The organism is Streptomyces sp. VNUA24 (assembly GCF_029167005.1).
Lineage (GTDB): Bacteria > Actinomycetota > Actinomycetes > Streptomycetales > Streptomycetaceae > Streptomyces > Streptomyces scabiei.
On the sequence record NZ_CP119143.1, the window covers coordinates 1203799 to 1228690 of the forward strand.

Annotated in this window: 16 protein-coding genes; 12 read left to right on the forward strand and 4 right to left on the reverse strand. The window is 70.0% G+C overall.

From position 1 onward, the window contains the following. Positions 1–2: 2 nt before the first annotated feature. A complete protein-coding gene (locus tag PYR72_RS04800; protein ID WP_275454050.1) occupies positions 3–3221 on the reverse strand; it encodes a cytochrome P450 in 3219 nt (1072 codons plus the stop codon). A 382-nt stretch (positions 3222–3603) separates the two neighbouring features. Here PYR72_RS04800 and PYR72_RS04805 point away from each other — a divergent pair, with 382 nt between their 5' ends. From PYR72_RS04805 to PYR72_RS04815, 3 genes are all read left to right on the forward strand, one after another. Next, the gene (locus PYR72_RS04805; protein WP_275454051.1) at positions 3604–5988 is read left to right on the forward strand and encodes a LuxR C-terminal-related transcriptional regulator; all 2385 of its coding nucleotides are present in this window, start codon (positions 3604–3606) and stop codon (positions 5986–5988) included. A 595-nt stretch (positions 5989–6583) separates the two neighbouring features. Continuing rightward, positions 6584–7765 (forward strand): hypothetical protein, encoded by a 1182-nt coding sequence (locus tag PYR72_RS04810; protein WP_275454052.1) that lies wholly within the window; start codon positions 6584–6586, stop codon positions 7763–7765. A gap of 311 nt (positions 7766–8076) precedes the next feature. Next, positions 8077–9246 (forward strand): PTS fructose transporter subunit IIC, encoded by a 1170-nt coding sequence (locus PYR72_RS04815; RefSeq protein WP_275454053.1) that lies wholly within the window; start codon positions 8077–8079, stop codon positions 9244–9246. A gap of 106 nt (positions 9247–9352) precedes the next feature. On the opposite strand, the gene PYR72_RS04820 is transcribed toward PYR72_RS04815, so the two are convergent. Next, positions 9353–10321 (reverse strand): hypothetical protein, encoded by a 969-nt coding sequence (locus tag PYR72_RS04820; RefSeq protein ID WP_275454054.1) that lies wholly within the window; start codon positions 10319–10321, stop codon positions 9353–9355. A gap of 426 nt (positions 10322–10747) precedes the next feature. Continuing rightward, the gene (locus PYR72_RS04825) at positions 10748–11701 is read right to left on the reverse strand and encodes an alpha/beta hydrolase (RefSeq protein WP_275454055.1); all 954 of its coding nucleotides are present in this window, start codon (positions 11699–11701) and stop codon (positions 10748–10750) included. Between the two features lie 338 nt (positions 11702–12039). Here PYR72_RS04825 and rhaI point away from each other — a divergent pair, with 338 nt between their 5' ends. The 6 genes from rhaI (at position 12040) to PYR72_RS04855 (ending at position 20038) form a co-directional block, all read left to right on the forward strand. Then, entirely contained in the window at positions 12040–13200 is a 1161-nt protein-coding gene (gene rhaI, locus PYR72_RS04830; protein WP_275454056.1) for an L-rhamnose isomerase, read from the forward strand. Between the two features lie 342 nt (positions 13201–13542). Further along, on the forward strand, positions 13543–15582 hold the full coding sequence (locus PYR72_RS04835) for a bifunctional aldolase/short-chain dehydrogenase (protein ID WP_275454057.1): 2040 nt from the start codon (positions 13543–13545) through the stop codon (positions 15580–15582). Between the two features lie 151 nt (positions 15583–15733). Beyond that, complete coding sequence (locus PYR72_RS04840; protein ID WP_275454058.1) at positions 15734–17233, forward strand: rhamnulokinase family protein; 1500 nt, start codon at positions 15734–15736, stop codon at positions 17231–17233. Beyond that, the gene (locus PYR72_RS04845) at positions 17233–17988 is read left to right on the forward strand and encodes a (Fe-S)-binding protein (RefSeq protein WP_275454059.1); all 756 of its coding nucleotides are present in this window, start codon (positions 17233–17235) and stop codon (positions 17986–17988) included. The genes PYR72_RS04840 and PYR72_RS04845 overlap by 1 nt, the downstream gene beginning before the upstream one ends. Then, positions 17985–19409, forward strand: coding sequence for a LutB/LldF family L-lactate oxidation iron-sulfur protein (locus tag PYR72_RS04850; protein WP_275454060.1), 1425 nt, complete (start codon positions 17985–17987; stop codon positions 19407–19409). The genes PYR72_RS04845 and PYR72_RS04850 overlap by 4 nt, the downstream gene beginning before the upstream one ends. Next, positions 19406–20038, forward strand: coding sequence for a lactate utilization protein C (locus tag PYR72_RS04855; RefSeq protein WP_275454061.1), 633 nt, complete (start codon positions 19406–19408; stop codon positions 20036–20038). Before PYR72_RS04850 ends, PYR72_RS04855 begins: the two co-directional genes overlap by 4 nt. Positions 20039–20123: 85 nt before the next feature. Here the strand turns inward: PYR72_RS04855 and PYR72_RS04860 are convergent, their stop codons facing one another. Further along, positions 20124–22379: an MMPL family transporter gene (locus PYR72_RS04860; protein ID WP_275454062.1), complete on the reverse strand. Its 2256-nt coding sequence runs from the start codon at positions 22377–22379 to the stop codon at positions 20124–20126. 193 nt (positions 22380–22572) lie between these two features. Between PYR72_RS04860 and PYR72_RS04865 the strand changes: the two genes are divergently transcribed. The 3 genes from PYR72_RS04865 to PYR72_RS04875 all read left to right on the forward strand — a co-directional run bounded on the left by PYR72_RS04865 (position 22573) and on the right by PYR72_RS04875 (position 24688). Then, positions 22573–23301, forward strand: a complete 729-nt coding sequence (locus tag PYR72_RS04865) for a response regulator transcription factor (RefSeq protein WP_275454063.1) — start codon at positions 22573–22575, stop codon at positions 23299–23301. Beyond that, entirely contained in the window at positions 23295–24380 is a 1086-nt protein-coding gene (locus PYR72_RS04870) for a HAMP domain-containing sensor histidine kinase (RefSeq protein WP_275454064.1), read from the forward strand. The genes PYR72_RS04865 and PYR72_RS04870 overlap by 7 nt, the downstream gene beginning before the upstream one ends. A 62-nt stretch (positions 24381–24442) precedes the next feature. Then, on the forward strand, positions 24443–24688 hold the full coding sequence (locus PYR72_RS04875; protein WP_275454065.1) for an SDR family NAD(P)-dependent oxidoreductase: 246 nt from the start codon (positions 24443–24445) through the stop codon (positions 24686–24688). Positions 24689–24892: the final 204 nt, after the last annotated feature.

Here is a 24892-nt window from a genome sequence, read left to right on the forward strand (position 1 = left end):
CGTCAGCCGGCCCAGACGTCCTCGACGTAGCGGCCGGACTCGATCATGGCGCTCAGCCAGGCGATGGCCTCCTGGTCGTCGGCGCCGGTGTGCTTGCGGTAGGTGGCCATGAACGCCTCCCGCACGGCGGGGGCCATGCGGCGGCCGTCACCGCAGACGTACACCCGCCCGTCGGCCTCCAGGGCCGCCCAGACCTCGTCGCTCTCCCTCGCGATGCGGTCCTGGACGAAACGGGCGCCGTCCTCAGGGGCGTGGGAGAAGGTGGGCCGCATGCTGACGGCCCCGGCCGCCTCCGCCGCCTCGAACTCCTCGCGGTGCAGGTAGTCGACGTCCGGGTGGTCGCAGCCGAAGTAGCACAGCAGGGTTCCGGTGGACCGCGTGTGGTGGCGGTCGAGCACGGCCCCGCGGAACGGCGCGAGCCCGGTCCCCGCGCTGACCAGGATCACGGGTACGGACGGGTCCCCCGGCAGGCGGAAGTCCTCGTTGCAGGGCAGGACCCTGGCCTGGACGGTGTCACCGGCCCGGACGGTCTGCACGTGGTGCGAGGCGATGCCGTGGAACGTGCCCTCGCCGGCCCGGTGGGGTGCGGCGAGCAGCGAGACCATCAGGTCGATCTCGCCGGGTGCCGCCACGGCGGACGAGGAGATCGAGTAGTGGCGCGGACGCAGCACCGGCAACAGCTCAAGGAAGATCTCGAACGGCAACTCGCAGGCCCGGTAACGCTCCAGCAGGTCCAGGAGGCTGCGCCCGGTGGCCGTCACCTGCTCGCGGAAGCCCTCGGGGTCCATCGCGGCGAGTTCGGCCAGGGGACGCTTCTCGGGCGGGCAGGCGGTGTGCTCGGCGAGGACGGCGACCTGTTCCGGCGAGGCGGGGTCCTGCAGTTCGACGAAGTCGGTGAGCAGGCGGCGCAGGGTGAGCGGGCGGTCCACGGGCAGGGCGCCCCGGCTGCGCCGGCGGGCCCGCAGCCGGACGGTGCGGTCCAGGTCGAGTCCGAAGCGGTCCGCGACCCGCCGGACCAGGGAGTCGGGGTTGCTGGGGAGGACCGCCAGGTGGTCACCGGTGCGATAGGTGACGCCCTCGGGCAGCCGCAACCGCAGGAAGCGCTTCGAACGCCCCAGTTCGTGCTCCATGTCGGCCAGTTCGCGGGCTTCGAGTACTTCCATCGGCTGGACGCCGTGCCGTGCCGCCAGTCCACCGATGACGGAGTCCGTCGTGTCCTCCAGCTCGTAGAGCCCCGTCTCCGCTCCGGTGGTGTCCGGCTCCGTCGTGGCCGCCTCCCCGGTGGCGCCGTACCGCTCCAGCAGTGCGGTCCACAGATCGTCGGTCCAGCGGTCCACCGTTCCGGCGAAGTCTCCGGAGGCGTCCGCGGCACCACGCTCCAGCAGTGACGTCGCACCGGCCGCGGCGAGCCGCTCGTCGATGAGGGCCGGGACGCGCTGGTAGGTGGCGGCCCAGTTGCGGTCGCCCACACCGAGAAGGGCGTAGTGGAGGCCGTCGAGCGAGCCGGGCTCAAGCCCCTCCAGCCACTCCATGAACTCGGCGGCGTCATCGGTGGGCCTGCCGTTGTAGGAGGCCGCCACGATCACCACGGGTCCACCGGTGGCCGGCAGCTTGCCCGCGGCGTCGTTGAGCGAGGTCACGGTCGGGGAGAAGCCTCGTTCGCCGCTGTCCGCCGCCAGGTCGTGCGCGATGCCCGCACAGGTGCCCAGGTTGGAGCCGTGCAGCAGGGTCAGCGCGGTTCCTGTGGCACGCCGTGTCGTGGTCCGGTCGCCGGCCGCGGGAGCGCCGGCGGCGGCAGCGGCGGTGGGCAGGCGTCGCTCGCCGCTCGTACGCCGGGCAAGGGCCAGCGTGAACTCGTCGGGCTTGAGGGTCAGCGACTGCTTGATCTTCAGCTGGTAGTCGGTGTGGTCGATCAGCCGGTAGCGGTGGATCACCAACGCGAGGACCAGTGTCGCCTCGTGCAGCGCGAACTGACGGCCGATGCAGGCGCGTTCACCGCTGCCGAACGGCTTGAACAGGTGCACCGGCCGCTCCGCCTCCCGCTCGGGCAGGAAGCGGTCGGGGTCGAACAACTCGACGTTCTCGCCCCAGGCCGGATCCCGGTGCAGTCGGGGGATGAGCACCTGGATCGACTCGCCCTTGCTCATCGCGTACTTCCCGCCGACGACCGTGTCCTCCAACGGCTCCACCGCGTAGGCGGGAGCCGTCGGCCACAGCCGCAGGCCCTCGTTGAGCACCTGACGGATGTACGTCAGCTTCCCGATGTCGCCGTAGTCGGGCTCGGGATCGTCGGTGTCACCCCACAGCGCGTCGACCTCCGCCTGGGCGCGGGCGAGGACCTCGGGGTGCTTGGTCAGGTAGTACAGGGCGAACGACAGGGCGCCGCTGGTGGTCTCGTGGCCGGCGATGAGGAACGTGATCGCCTGGTGGCGGATGTTGACGTCGTCCAGGGGTTCGCCCGTCACCGCGTCACGGGTGTGCAGCATGCGGCCGAGCAGGTCGTCGGTGGCGGTGTCACCGGAGGCCCTGCGCTGCCGGATCACCTCGTCCACGAGGTCCCGCATCACCGCGACGTCGGCGCGGAACCGCTCGGCCTGCCGCCACTTGAACAGGTCCATACCGGGGATGGACTCCCCCTTCGCCTGGGCGAAGCCGAGCGCGCGCGTCAGCGCGGAGACGAAGGGGTGCGCCTCCTCCCGGCCGAACGACTCGAAGTCGAAGCCGAAGCCGCACAGCCCGATCGTGTCGAAGGTCAACCGCGTCATGTCCTCGGCGACGTCCACGGGCTCCGTCCCGGCCGCCCGGTCCCACTTCCCGATCAGCTCACGGGCCACCTTGAGCATCGTCGCGTGATAGCCGCGCATCGCGCCGAGGGAGAACGCCGGCATGAGAACGTCGTGCGCCTTGCGCCAGTTGGGCTCGTCGTTGAAGGCCGTGAACAGCCCGTCGCCACCGATCTCCCGGAGGATCACGAGGTCCGGATGCACGTTCTTGCGGAACCTCGTCTCGTCCGCCAGCTCGGTGACCAGGTCGAGGCCGGAGGCGAAGTTGATCTCATTGCCGAAGACGCGGAGTTTGAACAGGGGGCCGAGTTCCTTGGCCTCCTTCATCACGTAGAGGAGACCGTCGGCGCCACCAGGAATGTCGAAGGCGTGGCCCACCAGAGGCAGGGCGGGACGCTGGGGGATCGGTTCCGTTCCGCGCACGTTCGCATGAGTCATGAGCTGGCCTTTCGTTCCGCGCAGGCTGTCGTGACCGACCATACAGGCGACATTGTCAGTTGACAATGTCGTACGATTTTATTGATCGACACAGTCGATGCCGGAATCGCAGGGACGCGGCACACCACCTTGCGAACCGGCCTCGCGCACCCACACACTCCCGGCCGCCGGACGGGCGCCCTCGCGGCACGGGACCGCCACCACCCACCGAGCCCTCGACCGGCGTCGCGAGAGACAGCAAGCGGGGCCCGGCCGACGGCGACCACCGCAGACCTTGAACAGATCCCGAAATCACCCCTTACCGCCTGCAAGGTCAGCAACTGACATCTATTAGCATCTGACCCTCTTTGCACGACACATCGCGAGGTGCAGCGTGACCAGCATGATCACAACCGCGGGCAATCTGCCCGCGCCCCTCACCAGCTTCACGGGCAGGCGCCGCGAGGTCGCCGAGATCCAGCGTCTGCTCGGCGAAGTGCGCCTCCTGACACTCACGGGAGCCGGCGGGGTGGGCAAGACCCGGCTGGCCCTGGAAGCAGCCACGGGGATGAGCAAGTCGTTTCCCGACGGCTTGTGGTTGATCGACCTGGCCCCGGTCCCGGACCCCGCGATGGTGGCGCCCACCATCGCGAGCACCCTCCGGCTACCAGATCTCGGCACCAGACCCGCCCTCGACCAGATCACGGATCACCTCACGCACAACCGGGCACTGATCGTCCTGGACAACTGCGAGCACCTGGTCGACGCGTCCGCCGAGCTGGCGAAGAAACTGCTCCTGGCCTGCCCGGGGCTGCGCCTCCTGACCACGAGCCGTCAGACGCTGGGGGTCACGGGCGAGCACGTCCTCCCCGTTCCCCCCCTTTCGATACCGGACGAGGCGATCGAACTGCTGCAGGAACGGGCCATCGCCGTCCGGCCGGACTTCCGCATCACCGACTCGAACCGCGCTCAGGCCATCCAGCTGTGCACTGAGCTGGACGGGCTGCCCCTGGCCATCGAACTGGCCGCCTCCCGCCTGCGCACACTCCCCGTCGACCAGCTGACGGACCGTCTGCGAAACAGGTTCGCCCTGCTCAACGGCGGCTGCCGGACCAAGTCCCCACGCCAGCGCACGTTGCACGGCATGATCGAGTGGAGCTACGACCTGTGCACGCCGGCCGAACGACTGCTGTGGAACCGGCTGTCGGTCTTCGTCGGCGGCTTCGGCTTGGACGCCGCCGAGGAGGTCTGCGCGGGTGAGGGCATCGCGGAACACGAGGTTCTGGACCTGCTCGACCGGCTGGTGGCCCAGTCCGTCGTACTGGCGACCGAAGCCGAAGGGCTGCACCGCTACCGCCTGCTGGAGACCATCAGGGAGTACGGAAGAGCTCGGCTCACCGAGTCGGGAGGAGAGCAACGAGTGCTGCGGCGGCACCGGGACTTCTTCCTGGCCCTCGCCGAACGGACCGCAGCCGCGTGGTTCGGCCCGGGCCAGGAGGAGACCCTGACCCGGCTGCGCGCCGAGCACTGCAACCTCCTGGTGGCACTGGACCTCCGCAGGACGGCGGTCGCGGAAGCTCAGGAGCACCCCCGGGCCCGGCTGGAACTTTCCGGACCGGAGGGACCGGAGGATGCGGAGGAGGTGGAGGAGGTGGAGGAGGTGGATCAGGATCAGGACCAGGACCAGGCAGACGGTCAGACCACACTCCGCCTGGCCACGGCGCTCCGCTTCCACTGGTGTGCCGACGGCTTCCTCCGCGAGGGGCGCCGTCAGTTCGAGCGGCTGCTGGCGGCGACACCCGAGCCGACTCCTGTCCGGGCGAGGGCGCTGTGGGCGGCCGCCTGGGTGGCACTGCTGCAAGGCGCTCTCGCGACGGCCGACCAGTGGCTGGACGAAGCCGAAGAGCTCGGTGAACGGCTCAACGATCCCTCCGTCCTGCCGTATGTGCACGGCTTCCGCGGTGCGTCGGCGGCGTTCCGGGGCCGGATGGAGGAGGCCGTACCCCTCTACGAGGAGGCCCTGGCCGCCCACCGGGCGGCCGGCGAGGGGCCCGAGATGCTGTTCTGGCAGTTCCAGGTGGCCATCACCCAGGCCCACCTCGGAGACCCGCGTTCGGCGGACACCAGCAGGCGTGCGGTGGAGGTCGCGAAGGCCCACGGCGAACGGCTCTTCGGATCCTACGCACTGTGGGCGCTGGGTTACGCGCTGTGGGCGGACGGTGACACGGAAGAAGGCCTGTCGTTGACCCGGGCCGCGCTGGAGACCCTCCGAGGCTTCAACGACTACGCCGGGACCGCGGCGGCACTGGAGGTGTTCACCTGGATCACGGCGTCTCGCGGCCATCACGAGCGGGCGGCTCAGCTGCTGGGCTCCGTGTACGCCCTGTCCCGGGAGATCGGCGCCTGCCCCGTCTCCACCCTGGGCCAGCATCGCGCTCACTGCCGGGAGACAGTCCTCTCCGCACTGGGCGAGACCGGATACGACAAGGCCGTGGCGGAAGGCGCCAGGCACGACAGTCCGGCTCAGGCCATCGCCCTCGCTCTGGACCCGGGAACCGACACCGGGCAAGGAACCGCGGCCACGGCCACGAACTCGTTGACCTGCCGGGAACAGGAAGTGGCCGCGCTGGTGGCCAAGGGCATGACCAACCGGAAGATAGCGACGATGCTCAGTCTGTCGCCGCGCACCGCGGACCGCCACATCGAGAACATCAGGGCCAAGCTCGGCGTCAGCTCCCGCGCCCAGATAGCGGCCTGGTGGGTGGAGAGCCGGGGGTCCCTCCCGTAGGAGCAGCAGGGTGGAACTACCCATCCCGCCCGACGGGGGAAGTACCCATTGAGTCACGGGAACCCTGCGGCGATGCTCCTCACATGAAACGCACAGGCGGAGCCCGGAGGCGCGCCAAGGCCGCCTCCGGTCCGCCACCCACCGCGCGAGCGCTGACGAGGCGTCACCGCCCTCGGTGGCGGTTCGTCGCGCGGGGCGCGCCCCTGAAGAAGCACGGACCGACCCGCGAACGCCACCAACACCCTGGCGATCGCGATCCGATGTCGCACCGGGAGCCGCGGACGAACCCGCCGCCTCACGCATGCGCGGCCGGCCGCACGGCCGCACGGTGAACAGTGCCCGATGGCGCGACCCGGGCAAGGATCCGGACGCCCCGACCGCCCGCAGCGCTTCATGGGAGCGCTCCCGCATCTCATCTGAGCAGGGAACAAATGCGCATGAAAATTCCCCCGATCCGGCCACCCCCTGGGGTGAGGGTCGGAAATCTCCCGATACGAGACGGCTCACCGAAAGCCTCTTCCCCTTCGGGAGAAAAGTGACGGATCCCTGGTTCTCCACACGTACGAAAAGGGGAAAAGTGAGAAGAAGCACAAGAATGAAGCGCCTCATCGGAGTGACTCTCGCAAGCGTCACCGCATTCGCGTTTCCGATGACGGCCGACGCCACGGCGGCAGCCTCCCCGGAAGTCCCGCAGAAGGCACCGAGCCAGACGCAGCTGCAGCAGCTCGACAGGGTCGCCACCGCGCACTCCGCACTCGGCGTCTTCGGTGAGGCCGGCACGTCCAGCCCTCTGCTGGTGCTGCCCTCCGGGACATCTGCCGCCGAGAAGGCACAGGTCAAGGCAGAGATCCCCGCCGGCTTGAAGGTCAGGATCAAAGTCAGCAAGCTCACCAGGAACGAGGTCTCCGGCGTCTTCAAGACCCTCAAGGAGGCCAAGTGGCACAAGGATGCGCGCAAGTACGGCGTCGGCTACACCTACGACGGCGAGAAGGACAAGGTAGTCGTCAACCTTGAGGCTCCCAAGTCTGCGGCGAGTTCCTTGCAGTCACGGTTCCCGGACGCGGTCGAGACGATGCCCGGCCGCTTCACGCCGAACAACAACCGGTTCAACGACTACTCACCCTTCTGGGGCGGAGGTTCGATCAACGGCGGTGGAATGACTTGCACGGCCGGCTTCACCGTCAAGCACAAGGTGGACGGCCAGAAGCAAATGATCACCGCGTCGCACTGTTTCGACTGGAACACAGAGGTCAGGACCCCGACCGGAAATTCGCTCGGTCGTGTCACGCGAATTCACCAGTGGATCGACGCCGAGGCAATCGCGGGCAATAACTACACCGGGCGCATCTACACCGGGGGTTATGCCGCGAGCGAATCCAACGCCTGGGTCAGCAACTACACCGACTGGATGTACTGGGGCCGCAAGCTCTGTGTGAGCGGGCAGACCACCTTCAACCACTGTGGTCACCCGATCTCGTACTCCACTTACGGCTTCTGCTACATGTGGTTCGGCAGCTGGCACTGTGTCGACCAGAACGACGCCTTCCTCATGGACCGTGGAGGGACCAACAACCCCTGCTACTGCAACGGAAACTTCACCAAGCCCGGTGACTCGGGCGCGCCCGTCTACGAGCAGGGTGCCTGGGGAGATGCCATCATCGCGGGCATTCACCACGGTGCCGCGTGGAACTACAACGGCGCCGACCGCATGATCAACATCAGGGCGGCCACGATCCTTCGGTCGATGAACGCCGACATGGTGTACGGAGACAGCTGAGCCTGCGTGTCGGCCACGGGGTGGCCCCGGATCACCGCGGGCCACCGCGCGGCATCATCGCTTCAGCCTCTCGTCCCTGTCCGCAGGACAGCAAGCCCATGAAGGACGGCCTCTGACCCGGGCCCGGTCACGACCGGGCCCGGGTCACCCTCCCTGCGGACACCGTCCCTGTCGCCGAGCGGCCCCGCATCTTTCCGGTCGCTCCCCAGCCGGTCGCCGACGCGAAGCGTCATCACTCCGTCGAACCTCCTGCCGGCCATGACACGGCAGCCGCCCGCAAGGCGCTGCCCCCACGCACCTGGAGTCTCACCATGAAACCCTCCGGCCGCCGAGCCACCACCCCATCGAGCGCCCGCACGGACCACGGTTCCGGTCACAGCGGACATGTCGGCATCCGGATCGGTGGATGGCTCGCCGCCAGCACGCCCTATGTGGCGCCCCTGGCCGCCATCGGCGGGCTGCTGACCGTCCTCGCCTTCGCCATCGGCGGCCCCGACATCACCACGACGATGTCCACGCTCCTGAACGACGGCTCGTGGACGGACCCCGACACCTGGGCCGCGCTGCTGCTGCAGACCGGCGTCAGCGCACTGGCCCTCTTCGCACCGCTCGTCGCCGGGTACGTCGCCTACGGCATGGCCGGACTGCCGGCGCTGACCCCCGGTGTCATCGGCGGCATGGTCGCCATGAACTTCCAGTCCGGCTATCTCGGCGGTCTGGCCGCCGGTGTGACAGCGGGCGCGGTCACCCTGCTTCTCCAGCGGATCACCGTGCCCTCCTCACTACGGAACGCCGCCTCCATGGTGGTCTTCCCGTTCCTCTCCACAGTGGTCACCACGGCGGCGGTCTATGTGGTGGCCGGACCGCAGATCGCCTCTCTCGCGCAGTGGCTGAACCACGAACTGCCGCCACTGACCTGGGGAAGCTCCGCCGTGTGCGGCATGGTGCTCGGCCTGATGGTCACCTTCGACCTCAGCGGAACCCTCAGCAAAACGGCCATCGCCTTCGCCGTCGCAGGCATCGAGACAGCGCCGAACAGCCTCAACTTCACCCTCATGGCGACGGTGGTGGCGTCCGCCATGGTCCCGCCACTGGCCCTGTCCCTGGCCACCCTGGTGCGGGGCTCCCTGTTCACACCGGCCGAGCGGACCTACGGAAAGGGCGCCTGGCTGTTCGGGGCCGCCTTCGTCCCGGAGGGGGCCATCCCGTTCGCGCTGGCCGACCCGTTGCGGGTGATCCCGGCCTCCATGGTGGGCGGCGCCGCCGCCGGAGCCCTGACGATGACCTTCGGCAGCACCCTGACGATGCCCTACGGCGGCGTCTTCGCCGCAGGGCACCTCGGCGGGCCGTTGCTCTTCCTGGCGGCCGTGGCCGTGGGCGTGCTCGTGACGACAGCCCTCGTGCTCGTCCTCAAGGGCCTGCCACGTACGGCGGCCGGGACAATCCCCGTCATCCGCGCGAAGGTCGGGGCGGCACGCTGACCACTTCCACCCTCAGCCCGGCCGCGTGCGGACCGCACGCGGCCGGGCGAGGTCGTTCGCGCGGCCCGGAGCCGCTCCCTCGCCGGCACAGCCCTTGGCCCCGGGCTCAGCCGGCGGTGGCGTGCGACCGCCAGAACGCGACCGCGTCGTCGAGCCAGCCGTCGGCGGGCGTACCGACGCCGAGACCGTATCCATGTCCCCCGGAATCGGTCCTGTGGTAGTCCACCGCGACACCGATGGCGCGCAGGTCGTCGACAAGACGGTCGACCTCGGGCACCGAGATCACCTCGTCGTCCGCGGCGACGGTGACGAAGTACGGCGGAAAGGACGCCGAGTACGGCCCGAACGGAGTGCCCGGATAGGCGGCGATGACGGCGGCGGGACCGTGGAACCCGTGCGCGCGGGCGCCCAGTGGGCCATCAGTGCCCCAGCTCGACACGAGCCGTCCGCCGGCCGAGCTGCCCCAGACCGAGTAGCCGTCCAGGCTGACGCCCCACGAGTCCGCGTGTTCGGCGAGCAGGCCCATGGCCCGGGCCATGTCCTCGTTGGCGCGTGCCAGCGGCACCGAGACGTCGTCGTGGTCTTCCTTGCCGATGCGGTACTTGAGCACCGCGACGTTGTATCCGAGCGCGTGCAGGGCCTTGGCGTGCGGAAATGCCTCCTGGATCGAGGCGACCGAGGTGAATCCGCCACCGGCGGCGACGAAGGCGAGCGGGCTGCCCGGGGCTCCGGGGACGAAGAACATACCTGCCGTGGCCTTGGACGGTTCGGCGGCGATCTCGCTCTCACCGTAGAGGGCGTGGAAAATGGTACGGCCCTGGTTGACCTGGTCGACGAGGAAGTTGAGGCCGTCGACCATCGTCCGGGGATCCCAGGCGCCCAGGTGCGGTGCCAGCGCCTCGACGGTGAGCGGGCGGGTGACCTCGGCGTACTCGCCGGACTCCCAGGGCACCATGTAGTCGCCGAAGCCCGCGAACGCCGGATGGTTCACGATGTCCGCGAAGGTCGAGGTGGTCGACAGGTGCGCGAACTCGCGGGCCTCCACGGTTTCGGGTGTGACGTCAGCGTCGGTCATCGAGGTTCTCCAATCGGTGGACGCGTCGTACACGCAAAGGGTCAGAAGGCGCGCGGGTCGGCGCCGGTCCTACAGATGCCGAGGCCCGGCGGGTACGAACCGCAGGGCCCCGGGACCTCATGGGTACGTCGGGATCCGTGCGGCGGCAAGTGCCTGGCGGCCGGCACCGGCTGGTTGCGGCAATGCCATGGATCCGACGGGGGCCTGAGCACTGCGCCCCGGCCGTCCCTGCCGTTCGCCTGAGCACTGCGCCTCGGCCGTCCCTGCCGTTCGACAGATCGCGAAGTCGACAGGTGCCCAGCAGTCTTCCGGCACTGTGTCGTCGGCGCCCGGTCCGCGGTCGACGACACTGTTGCCCCCGGTGAGAAGCCGAGCGCGGCAGACCGAGGCAGCACGTATCACCACCTCGCCATCGGTGAGGGGCTCTTACAAGACCTCTTCGAGGCTCGCCGGCCCGCCCAGCAGCGCCGGTCCGTCGACGAAACGGCCGTCGGCGACGCGCCGCACGAACGCGGCGGTCCGGGCCACCGCCTCGGTCGCCTCGGGCAGGAAGCCGACCCCCGCCTGCCAGACGTGGAACATCTTCGGCCACACCTCCAGCTCGACCTCCACACCCGCGCGGGCCGCCCGGTCGGCCACCGTCAGTGAATCGTCAAGGAGCCGCTCCGCACCGGAGACCTGAAGGAACAGGGGCGGCAGGCCCCGCAGATCTGCGACGACGGGGCTGACCAGAGGGTCGTCCGCACGGTGCCCGGCGAGGTAGTCGTCGTGCATGGCCTGGCCGAGCTCGTCCGGCAACAGCGGGTCGGTGTCCGCGTTGTCGGTCCAGCTGCCCTCGGAGAACCGTTCCGTGCGCAGGTCGAACACACCGGCGTAGAGCACCCCCGCGAGAATGCCGGGGCGGTTCTCCGACAAGCGGCGCAGCATGACCGCGAGCGCGAGGTTCGCACCTGCGGACTCGCCCGCCACCACGATTCTGGGCGCCAGCGAAGCGGCGTGGTCGAAGGCGGCCAGGCAGTCGTCGAGTCCCGCCGGGTAGGGGTCCTCCGGAGCCAGCCGGTACTCAGGCAGCAGCACCCGTGCCTTGGTCGCCAGGGCGAGGTGCGCTCCCAGCCCGCGTGACCCTCTGGCCAGCCCGGAGCGGAACCCGCCGCCGTGGATGAAGAGGACGACGAGGTCGTCACGGGCTCCGGCCGGAGTCAGCAGGTAAGAGCCTGCCCTGAGCTCCCCGGCCGGCTCCACGACGACGCTGGGAATCTCTCGGTACATGTCCGCGAGGGCGGCAGCCTGCTCGCGCTCCGCCGCGAGATTCATGGGTCCCCGTTGGGCAGCGGACTCCTGGAACCAACCCTTCATCAGGGCGTAGGTGGCACTGGGCATGGCGATCGGCTCCTACTCGGCGCCCCGGGTGGGGATTCTCATCGCATCGGCGACGTCGTACAGGAGCACCCTAACCTTGAATCCCGAACTCAAGTAGGTTTTCATTGCCCCAAGGGGCACAGGGGTCCACCCCGGACACCCCGACCGGAGGGGCCTCGGCCGCAGATCTCCGGCCGCTGGAGCCACGCCGCCACAGTGGAACCTCCCCGCTTCGGTCGACAGCCGGAGCCGCTTGACGGACACCACCGGGGAAGCTAGCTTCCAGCTCCAAAATGAATCGATTCAACAAGACTCAGGCCGCGCCCTGTTCCGGGGCCGTGCCGTATCCCGAGGTTGACATGCCTGACATCGCTGCAGTGAAGGCCGCCCTCAAGACCCAGGCCGTCGAGACGCCGTCGTGGGCGTACGGGAACTCCGGGACGCGCTTCAAGGTGTTCGCCCAGCAGGGTGTTCCGCGTGATCCGTGGGAGAAGCTGGACGACGCCGGGAAGGTGCACGAGTTCACCGGCGTGGCTCCGACGGTCGCGCTGCACATTCCCTGGGACAGGGTCGAGGACTATGCGGCGCTCGCCAAGCACGCCGAGGAGCGTGGCGTGCGGCTGGGCGCGATCAACTCCAACACCTTCCAGGACGACGACTACAAGCTGGGCAGCGTCTGCCACCCGGACGCGGCGGTGCGCCGCAAGGCCGTCGGCCACTTGCTGGAGTGCGTCGACATCATGGACGCGACCGGGTCCCGGGACCTGAAGCTGTGGTTCGCGGACGGGACGAACTATCCCGGCCAGGACGACATCCGCGCACGTCAGGACCGGCTGGCCGAGGCCCTCGCCGAGGTGTACGGGCGGCTCGGGGACGACCAGCGGATGCTGCTGGAGTACAAGTTCTTCGAGCCGGCCTTCTACACGACGGACGTGCCGGACTGGGGCACCGCCTACGCCCACTGTCTGAAGCTCGGGCCCAAGGCGCAGGTCGTGGTCGACACCGGGCATCACGCGCCGGGGACCAACATCGAGTTCATCGTGGCGACGCTGCTGCGCGAGGGGAAACTCGGCGCGTTCGACTTCAACTCCCGCTTCTACGCGGACGACGACCTGATGGTCGGCTCCGCGGACCCGTTCCAGCTGTTCCGGATCATGTACGAGGTCGTGCGCGGCGGCGGCTTCACCCCCGAGGTCGCGTTCATGCTCGACCAGTGCCACAACATCGAGGCGAAGATCCCGGCGATCATCCGCTCGGTGATGAACGTGCAGGAGGCCACCGCCAAGGCGCTGCTGGTCGACGGGGACGCGCTGGGCGCCGCCCAGCGGGCCGGGGACGTGCTGGAGGCCAACGCGGTCGTGATGGACGCGTACAACACGGATGTGCGGCCGCTGCTGCGCGAGGTGCGCGAGGAGATGGGGCTGGACCCCGAGCCGCTCCAGGCGTACCGCCGGTCCGGGTGGGCGTCGAAGATCGTCGAGGAGCGGGTGGGCGGGGAGCAGGCGGGGTGGGGGGCGTGACCGCCGCGGTGGGCTGACGCCGACTGCCGAGTTCCGTCTGCCGAGTTCCGTCGGATGCGGGCTGCGGGCCGGTTCGTGGCTGGTCGCGCAGTTCCCCGCGCCCCTAAAAGACCAGGCCCCTGCGGGCCTGAAAGACCACGGGCCCCGCGGGCCTGAAAGGCGACCAGGGGCGGGTCTGAAAAGCACGGGGCGCAGCCCCTGCTTTTCAGGGGCGCGGGGAACTGCGCGAGACGCCCCACTCACCCGCACCCGGCGACGCACCCCCACCCCCGAGCTGGACCCCGCGCCCCACACCCGCACCGCCCACCCCGTACCCCGTCTCACCGTAAGGATTGATCGCACATGGCAACCCATCCCGAAGCCGCAGCCCTGCTCGCCCGTTCTCGTCGGCTCGGTGCCGATCCGCGGAACACCAACTACGCCGGGGGGAACGCGTCGGCGAAGGGGACCGACACCGACCCCGTGACCGGGGGTGAGGTGGAGCTGATGTGGGTGAAGGGGTCCGGGGGCGACCTCGGGACGCTCACCGAGGCGGGGCTCGCCGTGCTGCGGCTGGACCGGATGCGGGCGCTGGTCGAGGTGTATCCGGGGGTGGAGCGCGAGGACGAGATGGTGGCCGCGTTCGACTACTGCCTGCACGGCAAGGGCGGCGCGGCCCCGTCGATCGACACCGCGATGCACGGGCTCGTGGATGCCGCCCATGTCGATCATCTGCACCCCGACTCCGGGATCGCGCTCGCCTGTGCGGTGGACGGGGAGAAGCTGACCGCGGAGTGTTTCGGGGACAGCGTGGTGTGGGTGCCGTGGCGGCGTCCCGGGTTCCAGCTGGGGCTGGACATCGCGGCCGTGAAGCGGGAGAACCCGCAGGCCGTCGGGTGTGTCCTCGGCGGGCACGGCATCACCGCCTGGGGCGAGAGTGCCGAGGAGTGCGAGAAGAACTCGCTGCACATCATCCGGACCGCCGAGCGGTTCCTTGAGGAGAAGGGGAAGGCGGAGCCGTTCGGGCCCGTCGTCGAGGGGTACCAGGCCCTCGAAGCCGCCGCGCGCCGGGAGCGGGCCGCCGCACTCGCCCCGCACGTCCGGGCGATCGCCTCGCAGGACCGGGCCCAGGTCGGGCACTTCACCGACTCCGACGTGGTCCTCGACTTCCTGGCGAGCGCGGAGCACCCCCGGCTCGCCGCGCTGGGCACCTCCTGCCCCGACCACTTCCTCCGGACGAAGGTCCGGCCGCTGGTCCTCGACCTGCCGCCCACCGCCGACCTGGACTCCGCGATCGCCCGGCTCAAGGAGCTGCACGCCGGGTACCGGGAGGAGTACGCCGCCTACTACCGGCGGCACGCCGGGCCCGGCTCCCCCGCGATGCGCGGCGCCGACCCGGCGATCGTGCTGGTCCCGGGCGTGGGCATGTTCAGCTTCGGCAAGGACAAGCAGACCGCGCGGGTGGCCGGCGAGTTCTACGTCAACGCGATCAACGTGATGCGCGGCGCCGAGGCGGTGTCGACGTACGCGCCGATCGAGGAGTCGGAGAAGTTCCGCATCGAGTACTGGGCGCTGGAGGAGGCCAAGCTCCAGCGGATGCCGAAGCCGAAGGCCCTGGCGACCCGCATCGCGCTGGTCACCGGCGCGGGCAGCGGGATCGGCAAGGCCATCGCGCACCGGCTGGTCGCCGAGGGCGCCTGTGTCGTCGTCGCCGATCTCGACGCCGGGAACGCCGCCGCCGTCGCCGAGGAGCTGGGCGGGGCGGACAAGGCCGTCGCGGTGACCGTCGACGTGACGGACGAGACGCAGATCGCCGAGGCGTTCAAGACCGCCGCGCTGGCCTACGGCGGGGTCGATCTCGTCGTCAACAACGCCGGTATCTCGATCTCCAAGCCGCTGCTGGAGACGTCGGCGAAGGACTGGGACCTCCAGCACGACATCATGGCCCGCGGGTCGTTCCTGGTGTCGCGTGAGGCGGCCCGGGTGATGATCGCGCAGGGGCTGGGCGGTGACATCGTCTACATCGCCTCCAAGAACGCCGTCTTCGCCGGTCCCAACAACATCGCGTACTCCGCCACCAAGGCCGACCAGGCCCACCAGGTACGGCTGCTGGCCGCCGAGCTGGGCGAGCACGGCATCCGCGTCAACGGGGTCAACCCCGACGGTGTGGTGCGCGGTTCCGGGATCTTCGCGGCCGGCTGGGGCGCCCAGCGGGCGGCCACCTACGGGATCGAGGAGGAGAAGCTGGGCGAGTTCTACGCGCAGCGGACCATCCTCAAGCGCGAGGTGCTCCCCGAGCACGTGGCGAACGCGGTGTTCGCACTGACGGGCGGGGAACTGACGCACACCACCGGTCTGCACGTCCCGGTCGACGCCGGCGTGGCCGCCGCATTCCTCCGATGACGGTCGACGCTCCACGAGCGCGCCTGGCACCGCCGTTTCCGTGCGGTGGCCCCAGGCGCGCGGACCGGCGTCCGGCATCGTCCCACCCCCGAGGCGCCTCCGCCTCACCCGTTCCCCTCGGCTAACCGCGCATCCCGCAGAGGTACACCACGTGAGCACCGTCCCTCCGTCCTCCGCCTTTCCCTCCGCATTCGCGGCCGTCGACCTCGGGGCGACCAGCGGACGAGTCATCCTCGGCCGGGTCGGACCGGACAACCTCGACCTGACCGAGGCCCACCGGTTCGCCAACACCCCCGTCCAGCTGCCCGACGGGCTGCGCTGGGATGCCCTCGCCCTGTTCCAGGGCATCCTCGACGGGCTCCGCGAAGCGGCCCGCGCCGGCGACGTCAGCTCCGTCGGCGTGGACACCTGGGCCGTGGACTACGGACTCCTCGACGCCTTCGGTTCACCGGTCGGCCACCCCTTCCACTACCGGGACAGCCGTACCGACGGGATCGCCGACCAGGTCTGGTCCAAGATCGGGCCCACGGAGCTGTACGAGATCACCGGATTGCAGCATCTGCCGTTCAACACCGTCTTCCAACTCGCCTCCGAAACGGGAGGCGCCCGGCTCGCCTCGGCCCGCACGCTGCTGCTCATGCCCGACCTCTTGGTCCACTGGTTGACGGGATCGATCGGCGCCGAGGAGACCAATGCCTCCACCACCGGGCTCTTCGACGCACGAACCGGAACCTGGTCCAAGGACGTGCTCGACCGCCTCTCCATCGATCCCCGGCTGCTACCGGCGTTGCGCGCGCCAGGCGACCCGGCCGGGGTCGTCCTGCCGCATGTCGCCGCCTACACCGGGCTGGTGGCGGACACGCCCGTCACCACGGTCGCCTCGCACGACACCGCGTCCGCGGTCGTCGCCGTGCCGGCCACGGAGCCCCACTTCGCCTACATCTCCTGCGGCACCTGGTCGTTGGCCGGTCTCGAACTGGACAGCCCGGTCCTGACCGAGGCCTCCCGGGCCGCGAACTTCACCAACGAGCGCGGTGTCGACGGCACCATCCGCTATCTGCGCAACATCATGGGGATGTGGCTGTTGGAGGAGTGCAGGCGCACCTGGACCGCGCAGGGCCTGTCCTCGCACATCCCCAGCCTGCTCGCCGACGCGGCCCGTGCCGAGCCGTTCGCGGCGGTCGTCGATCCGGACTCCCCCGACTTCCTCCCGCCCGGCGACATGCCCGAACGTATCCGGGAGCAATGCCGTCGCACCGGCCAACCGGTGCCCGGCACTCAGGGGGCCGTGGTCCGCTGCATCCTGGAGAGCCTCGCGCTGGCCCATCGCCGCACGCTCCGCCAGGCCGCCGAACTGGCCGGCCGTGACATCACCCATGTCCACCTCGTGGGCGGTGCCTCCCGCAACGACCTGCTGTGCCAGCTGACGTCCGACGCCACCGGCCTTCCCGTGATCGCCGGCCCGACCGAGGCCACCGCTCTGGGTAACATCCTCGTGCAGGCCAGGGCCGCCGGCCTGGTCGGCGACCTGCCCGCGATGCGTCGACTCGTCGCCGACACCCAGCATCTGCGGCGGTACGCCCCTCGGGGCGACAGGGCTGTCTGGGACGCCGCCGAGGCCAGGATCTCGCCCACCGGAAAGGACTCGTGATGCGCGTCGCGCTCTTCGCCACCTGTGTCAACGACGCCGTCTACCCGTCCACCGCCATCGCCACGGTCAAGCTGCTCGAACGTCTCGGCGTGGAGGTGGATTTCCCCGCCGCACAGACCTGCTGCGGTCAGCCTCAGTTCAACACCGGCTATCGCCGGGAGACCGAGCCGCTGGTCCGCCGTATGGCCCGTGCCTTCGAAGGTTACGAGCACGTGGTCACCCCGTCGGGATCCTGTGCCGCGATGGTACGGGACAACTACCCGCGCATCGGTGCCCGGGCCAGCGCCGAAGGACGCGGCGAGGACCTCTCCGACGCCGCCGCGTCGCTCGTGCCCCGTACCTACGAGCTGACCGAGTTCCTGGTGGACGTCCTGGGCGTGACGGACGTCGGCGCGTACTACCCGCACAAGGTGACCTACCACCCCTCCTGCCACGGTCTGCGCATGTTGGGATTGGGCGACAGACCCCGCAGGCTGCTCGGGGCCGTGAAGGGGCTGGAGTTGGTGGAGCTTCCGGGGGCCGACGAGTGCTGTGGCTTCGGCGGCACCTTCGCCGTGAAGAACTCCGATGTCTCGGCGGCCATGGGCGCGGACAAGGTGCGCAACGCCGAGTCGACGGGCGCCGAGGTGCTGTGCGCGGCCGACAACTCGTGTCTCATGCACCTCGGCGGCACGATGACCCGGCTGCGCACGGCCGTCCGGCCCGTCCACATCGCGGAGATCCTGGCGAGCACGGAAGAGGAGCCCCTCGCATGAGCGGGACGTATCTCGGCATGCCGTCCTTCCCGAAGGCCGCGCACGAAGCCGTCCACGACACGACGCTGCGCGGCAATCTGCGCCACGCCACGCACACCATCCGCGCCAAGCGCGCCGCCGCGGTCGCGGAGGTCTCCGACTGGGCCGCGCTGCGCGAGGCCGGAAAGCAGATCAAGGACCACACGCTCCGCCATCTCGACCGCTATCTCGTGCAGTTGGAGGAGTCGGTCACGGCGGCGGGCGGCACGGTCCACTGGGCCGCCGACGCGGACGAGGCCAACCGGATCGTCACGTATCTCGTGAAGGCGACCGGCCAGAGCGAGGTCGTCAAGGTCAAGTCGATGGCCACCCAGGAGATCGGGCTGAACGAGGCGCTGGAGGCCGAGGGCATCCGCGCCTACGAGACCGATCTCGCCGAACTCATCGTCCAGCTGGGCAAGGACCGGCCCTCGCACATCCTCGTCCCCGCGATCCACCGCAACCGGGGCGAGATCCGGGACATCTTCGCGCGCGAGATGGCCGCGTGGGGCCGCCCGGCCCCCGAGGGCCTCACCGACACGCCCGCCGAGCTGGCGGAGGCCGCGCGGCTGCATCTGCGGGAGAAGTTCCTGCGTGCCGAGGTCGGCATCTCCGGCGCCAACTTCATGGTCGCCGAGACCGGCACCATGGTGGTCGTGGAGTCCGAGGGCAACGGCCGGATGTGCCTCACCCTCCCCGAGACCCTGATCTCGGTCGTCGGCATCGAGAAGATCGTGCCCACCTGGCAGGACCTGGAGGTGTTCCTGCAGACCCTCCCCCGCTCCTCCACCGCCGAGCGCATGAACCCCTACACCTCCACCTGGACCGGCACCACCGACGAGGACGGCCCGCAGACCTTCCACCTCGTCCTCGTCGACAACGGCCGCACCGACACCCTCGCCGACGAGGTCGGCCGCCAGGCCCTGCGCTGCATCCGCTGCTCGGCCTGCCTCAACGTCTGCCCGGTGTACGAGCGGGCCGGCGGCCACGCGTACGGCTCGGTCTACCCGGGCCCGATCGGCGCCATCCTCAGCCCCCAGCTGAGGGGCACCGCAAGCGAGATCGACGCCTCCCTGCCGTACGCCTCCTCGCTGTGCGGCGCCTGCTACGAGGTGTGCCCGGTCGCCATCGACATCCCCGAGGTGCTGGTACATCTACGGGAACGGGTCGCGGATCAGGGTGGAGCCGGGCACCGGCTGGAAAGGGCCGCGATCAAGGCGGCGGGCTGGGTCCTCGACCGTCCGGCCGCGCTCGCAGCCGGTGAACGGCTCGCGTCCAAGACCCGTGGGCTGCATCCCAACCGGCTCCCGTTCCCCGGCGCCCGTCAGTGGACCGAGAGTCGCGACCTGCCGAAGATGCCCGCCGAACCGTTCCGCGACTGGTGGAGGAAGAACCGCCCATGACCACCTCCCGTGACCGGATCCTCACCCGCGTACGAAGCGCGCTCGTCGGCGCGCCCGATGTCCCCCGGATCTCCCGCGACTACCTCGTCAGCCACACCCCGGACGTGCCCGCCACGATCCTAGATCTCCTGCACGAGAACCTCACCGACTACCGGGCCGTGGTCCACCGCACCTCTCAGGACGAACTCCCGGCCCTGATCGGTCGTCTGCTCGCCCGACACGGGGTCGGCAGCGTCGCAGTCCCACCGGGGTTGCCGTCCGCGTGGCTGGCCACCACCGACGCGGAACAGCTTGCTGACGACGGTTCGTTGTCCCCGTACGAGCTCGACGCCATCGACGCCGTGGTCACCGGCTGTGCCCTGGCCATCGCGGAGACCGGGACCATCGTTCTGGACTGTGGTCCCGGGCAGGGCCGCCGTGCCCTGACTCTCGTCCCCGACCTGCACATCTGCGTCGTTCGTGCGGCAGACCAGGTCGTGGCATCCGTGCCTCAGGCCCTGCCCCGTCTCGATCCCGCCCGCCCGCTGACGTGGATCTCCGGCCCGTCGGCGACCAGCGACATCGAACTCGACCGGGTCGAAGGAGTGCACGGGCCGCGAACCCTGGAAGTGGTCATCGTGGCCGACTGAACGTCGCGGCCGTCGGCGGGGCCCACCCGGCCATGTCCGACACAGGAAGCCGGGGCCACCGACCACCGACACCCCGGGGCGCCGCCTACTCGCCTCGACCGCCCGCGCGGGCGGTGATCCGCTCGGTTTCCTCCTGCTGCGGGCGCGGGCCCGGCACCGAGGTCGTACCGGCCATCCGGCGCGTCAGCCGCTCCCCCTCGATGTCCACGTCGGGCAGGGATCGCTTGAGGAACCTCGGCAACCACCACGCCCGGTCGCCGAGGACAGCCATCACCGCCGGCACCAAGGCCATCCGGACGACGAACGCGTCCAGCAGCACACCGACACCGAGGGCGAATCCCATCCCCTTGATGACCTGCATATCGGCGAAGACGAAGGACCCGAAGACGGCGATCATGATCAGGGCGGCAGCGGTGACGACCTTCGCACCGTGCCCGAAACCGCTGATCGTGGCGTCGGTGGCCGACCGCCCGGCCACGTACTCCTCACGCATCCGCGAGACGAGGAACACTTCGTAGTCCATCGCCAGGCCGAAGAGGATCCCCACGAGCAACATCGGCAGGAAGCTCAGCACCGGGCCCGTGTCCTTGATCCCGAGCAGGCCGGACAGCCAGCCCCACTGGAACACCGCCACCAGAGCGCCCAGGGAGGCGCCCAGGGACAGCAGAAAACCCAGGGCCGCCTTGACAGGTACGGCGATCGCGCGGAAGACCACGATCAGCAACACGAGCGCCAGGCCCATCACCAGCAGGCAGTACACGGGCAGGGCGGCGGAGAGCTTGTCCGCCACGTCGATGTTGACCGCGGTGGTGCCGGTGACGTTGATGTCCGTGTCCGTGCGGGCCTCGATGGCGTCACGGACGTGTCGGATCCCGGCCAGGAGCCGCTTCGTGGCGTCCGTCTCGGGACCGCTGGAGGGTGTGACGCTGATCAGGGCCGCGTCGCCGGACGCCGCCGGCACCACGGGCGACACGGCGGCCACGCCGGGCAGACTCTTCACGATCGAGGTGAGTTCCTCGGCCGTGGACACCGTCGTCTTTTTCCCGCCCTGGACCAGGACGACCAGGGTGCTGCTGTAGCCGGGCCCGAAGCCGTCGTCGACGAGCTTCTGTGCGCGGGCGGCGGAGGTGTCGGGGTCCTGAGTGCCGCCGAGCCCGAGCCGTAGGTCGGCGGCCGGGACTGCGAGGGTTCCCAAGGCCAGGAGAGAGAGCACGAGCACGGTCGAGCGGCGCCGCGCCACCAGGGCGGCCCAGCGAAGGCCCGCGGTCGTACGGTCCGTCCGACGGGCGGCCCGCTCCGTGGAACGACGCAGCACCGGCACCCGGCTGGTGGCGATGCCCGCGCCCATCAGCCCCAGCACGGCGGGGAGGAGGGTGACGGCGATCAGTACGGACACCACCACGGTACCGGCGGCGCCGAGCCCCATCACCGTGAGGAAGGGGATGTTCACCACAGAAAGGGCGGCCAACGCGATCACGACCGTGGCACCCGCGAACACCACCGCGCCGCCCGCCGTGCCGGTCGCGAGCCCGGCCGACTCCTCCGGATCCATACCGTCCCTGACCTGTGTCTGGTGGCGGGAGACGATGAAGAGGGCGTAGTCGATGCCGACGGCGAGTCCGAGCATCACGGCAAGGATGACCGATGTGCTGTCCATGGTGACGACGCTTGTCAGGGACAACAGACCCAGCACGCCGACGGCCACGCCGACGAGCGCGGTGGCCACCGGGATGATCGCGGCGCGAAGGGAGCGGAAGACGAACACCAGCACACCCAGGGCGATCAGTACACCCACGGCCTCCCCGGGCCCCATCACCTCGACCTCGGCATGGGAGAACGCGTCACCGCCCAGTTCCACGACCAACCCGGCATGCCGGGCCTCGGCTGCGGCCTTCTCGACGCCCTGCTCGGTGGCCGCGGGCAGGGCGTCGCCCTTCTTGACGGAGAAGGTCAGCCGGGCGATACCGGTGCGGCCGTCTGCCGACACCGTTCCGGCCTGCGCGTCCGGGGCGACGACCGCGGTCACGCCCGGCACGCCGGCAGCCTCACCGGCGGCCCGGTGCACGGCCTTGGCACTGTCTCCGGCGCTGACGGTCGCACCGTCCCGTGCCCGGAAGACCATCGTCCCGGTGGTGTGTTCCTCGTCCGAGGGGAACTCCGCGCGCACCACGTCGAGTGTGCGCTGGGCCTCGGTTCCCGGAATGGTGGTGGCTGCAGCGAACGGCTTCATCAAGCCGAGTGCGGCGCCTACCGCCACGAGAAGCAGGACGGACCAGGCGCCGATGACGGACCATTTACGCCGATAGGCGAAACGGCCCAGGCGGTACAAGAGCGTGGACACGCAAGAACTCCCGAAGGCCAGGAACGGAGAAGCGATCTGTGTGATCCAGGCTAGGAACGCGGAACCCTGTGTCCCGCGGAAACGGCCTCCGGCAGCCGGTCTTCACACAGAACTCCCATGGAACGGAACGGCGACGGTCCGGCATGATCGAATCGACACCAGGACAGGGCGTGGTGAGGGGAGACGCAACGAGATGAGTGACCTGGCCTCCACCGGAGCCGTCGCGCAGCGGCCGCCGCTCGGACGACTGCTGGTGGTGGACGACGAGCCGGCGATCCTGGACACCGTCGGCCGTTTCCTGCGGTACATCGGATACGAGGTCCACACGGCCGCCACGGCGAAAGAGGCCCTGACCGCGGCACGGGACCTGTTGCCCGAGCTGATCCTGCTCGACATCATGCTGCCGGACGGGGACGGCTTCGAGGTGATGCGCCGGCTGCGGGCCGACGGTCTGCCGCACGCCGTGGTCTTCCTCACCGCCCGCGACACCCGGCAGGATCTGGTCAGGGCTCTCTCCGCGGGCGGTGACGACTACATCACCAAACCGTTCGGTCTCGACGAGGTGGCCGCCCGGATCGGCGCCGTGCTGCGTCGTAGCAGGCGTACCGACAGGGACGGCCCCGTACTGCGGGTGGCCGACCTGGAACTGGACGCGGCCACGTACACCGTGCGGCGCGCCGGGACCCGTGTGGACCTCTCCCCGACCGAGTTCCGGCTGCTGCGCTACCTGATGCTGCACAGCGAACGGGTCGTCCCGCGCGCCCAGCTCCTGGAGCATGTCTGGTCATACGGCTTCAACGGCGACGACACCGTGGTCGCCACCTACGTCAGCTACCTGCGTCGCAAACTCGACCCGCTCGGCCCACCGCTGATCCACACCCAGCGCGGCGTCGGTTACAGCATCCGGGAGCCGCAGTGCTGAGCCGTGTACGGCAGTGGCCGTTGCGGACCAGGCTCGGCGCCCTCGTCACCGCCCTGTGCGCGAACGCGATGGCAGCCACCGCGTTCGCCTGGGTCGTCAGCGGGGACCCGGCCGTCATCGTGACCGTCGAACTGGCCGGACTGACCGGTGTGGCCGTGGGCAGCACGGCGGTGGTGCGCCGCGAACTGCGGTCTCTGGAGCGGGCCGCGGACACCGCCGACGCGATCGCCGCCGGCGAGTTCGGACACCGGCTCACCGTGGCCACCACTGCCCCGAACACCGAGGTCGGCCGACTCGCCGAGGCGCTGAACCGGATGCTCGACCAGATCCAGGCCGCCCTCGTCGCGCGCGAACGGTCCGAGGACCGCATGCGGCAGTTCGTGGCCGACGCCTCGCACGAACTGCGCACCCCGCTGCAGTCCCTGCGAGGCTACGCCGAGCTGTACCAGCGGGGCGCACTGCCGGACACGGCTGCGGTCGACGACGCCGTGGAGCGCATGCTGTCCGAGATCCACCGTATGACGCGGCTCGTCGAATCCCTGCTGGCCCTTGCCCGCTTCGACGAGGAGGACGAGACGGACCTGGAGCCGGTCGACCTCAGCCGGATCGCCCGCGACTCCTGCCGTGACGCGGCCACGGTCGAACCGACCCGCCCGTTGCGGCCTGGCATCGCCCCCGGGGTGATCGTCCTGGGCGACGAGGCGCAACTGCGCAGCCTGTTGGCCAACCTTCTCGGCAACGTCCGTATGCACACCGGCACCGGCACCGCCTGCCGGGTCGAGGTGCGCACGGTCGGCGACAGGGCGTTGCTCCGGGTCGAGGACGAGGGGCCGGGCATCCCCGAGGACGCCGTCGCCCACGTATTCGACCGCTTCTACCGTGCTGACAAGGGCCGTAGCCGGGCCGACGGCGGCAGCGGGCTCGGCCTGTCCATCGTCGCCGCCGTCACGGAACTGCACGGCGGCCGGGTCCGTCTCGACAGCACCCCCGGCCAGGGCACCCGGGTGGATGTCTTCCTGCCTCTCCTGCGCCGGCCACCTTCTCGTCGGGGTGACGCCGCCGCGGACCGGCAGGTCTGAAACACTGCGAGGACGAGGCCGACACGCCCCGGGGCCGCCGTCCCTGCGAACAAGGGAACACCATGGCGAGGATCACGGACAGCACCATGCTGATCGTCGGCGCCTCGTCGGGCATCGGCGCTGAAGTGGCGCGCCGACTCGTCGGCCGAGGCAATCGGTTCGTCCTCACGGCGCGGCGATCCGCCGAACTGGCCGCGGTGACGGAGGCGGTACGGGCGGCGGACGGCGCCTGTCTGACCGTCCCCGCCGACGCTCTCGACCCGCAGGCTGCTGCCGCGGTGGTGAGGGCCGCCGTCGCGGAGTTCTGAGGCGTCGACGTCGCACTGCTCAACGCGGGTCAAGGCCCGGACATGTCGCTGGACCGGGTCTCCGTGGCCGACGTATCACGGATCATGGCACTCAACTACGACGTGCTGGTCAACTACCTCGTCCCGCTGATCGGACAGATGCGTGACCAGCGGGGCGGAGGCCTGATCGCGCACACCAACTCACTGGCGGGGTTGATCGGCCTT

Bases quoted from the DNA above. Each gene is read 5' to 3' on its own strand.
- PYR72_RS04855 (WP_275454061.1), top strand. From the start codon at position 19,406: ATGACCACCTCCCGTGACCGGATCCTCACCCGCGTACGAAGCGCGCTC.
- PYR72_RS04865 (WP_275454063.1), top strand. From the start codon at position 22,573: ATGAGTGACCTGGCCTCCACCGGAGCCGTCGCGCAGCGGCCGCCGCTC.
- PYR72_RS04850 (WP_275454060.1), top strand. From the start codon at position 17,985: ATGAGCGGGACGTATCTCGGCATGCCGTCCTTCCCGAAGGCCGCGCAC.
- PYR72_RS04875 (WP_275454065.1), top strand. From the start codon at position 24,443: ATGGCGAGGATCACGGACAGCACCATGCTGATCGTCGGCGCCTCGTCG.
- PYR72_RS04825 (WP_275454055.1), bottom strand. From the start codon at position 11,701: ATGCCCAGTGCCACCTACGCCCTGATGAAGGGTTGGTTCCAGGAGTCC.
- PYR72_RS04845 (WP_275454059.1), top strand. From the start codon at position 17,233: ATGCGCGTCGCGCTCTTCGCCACCTGTGTCAACGACGCCGTCTACCCG.
- PYR72_RS04800 (WP_275454050.1), bottom strand. From the start codon at position 3,221: ATGACTCATGCGAACGTGCGCGGAACGGAACCGATCCCCCAGCGTCCC.
- PYR72_RS04835 (WP_275454057.1), top strand. From the start codon at position 13,543: ATGGCAACCCATCCCGAAGCCGCAGCCCTGCTCGCCCGTTCTCGTCGG.
- PYR72_RS04810 (WP_275454052.1), top strand. From the start codon at position 6,584: ATGAAGCGCCTCATCGGAGTGACTCTCGCAAGCGTCACCGCATTCGCG.
- PYR72_RS04805 (WP_275454051.1), top strand. From the start codon at position 3,604: ATGATCACAACCGCGGGCAATCTGCCCGCGCCCCTCACCAGCTTCACG.
- PYR72_RS04820 (WP_275454054.1), bottom strand. From the start codon at position 10,321: ATGACCGACGCTGACGTCACACCCGAAACCGTGGAGGCCCGCGAGTTC.
- PYR72_RS04815 (WP_275454053.1), top strand. From the start codon at position 8,077: ATGAAACCCTCCGGCCGCCGAGCCACCACCCCATCGAGCGCCCGCACG.
- rhaI (WP_275454056.1), top strand. From the start codon at position 12,040: ATGCCTGACATCGCTGCAGTGAAGGCCGCCCTCAAGACCCAGGCCGTC.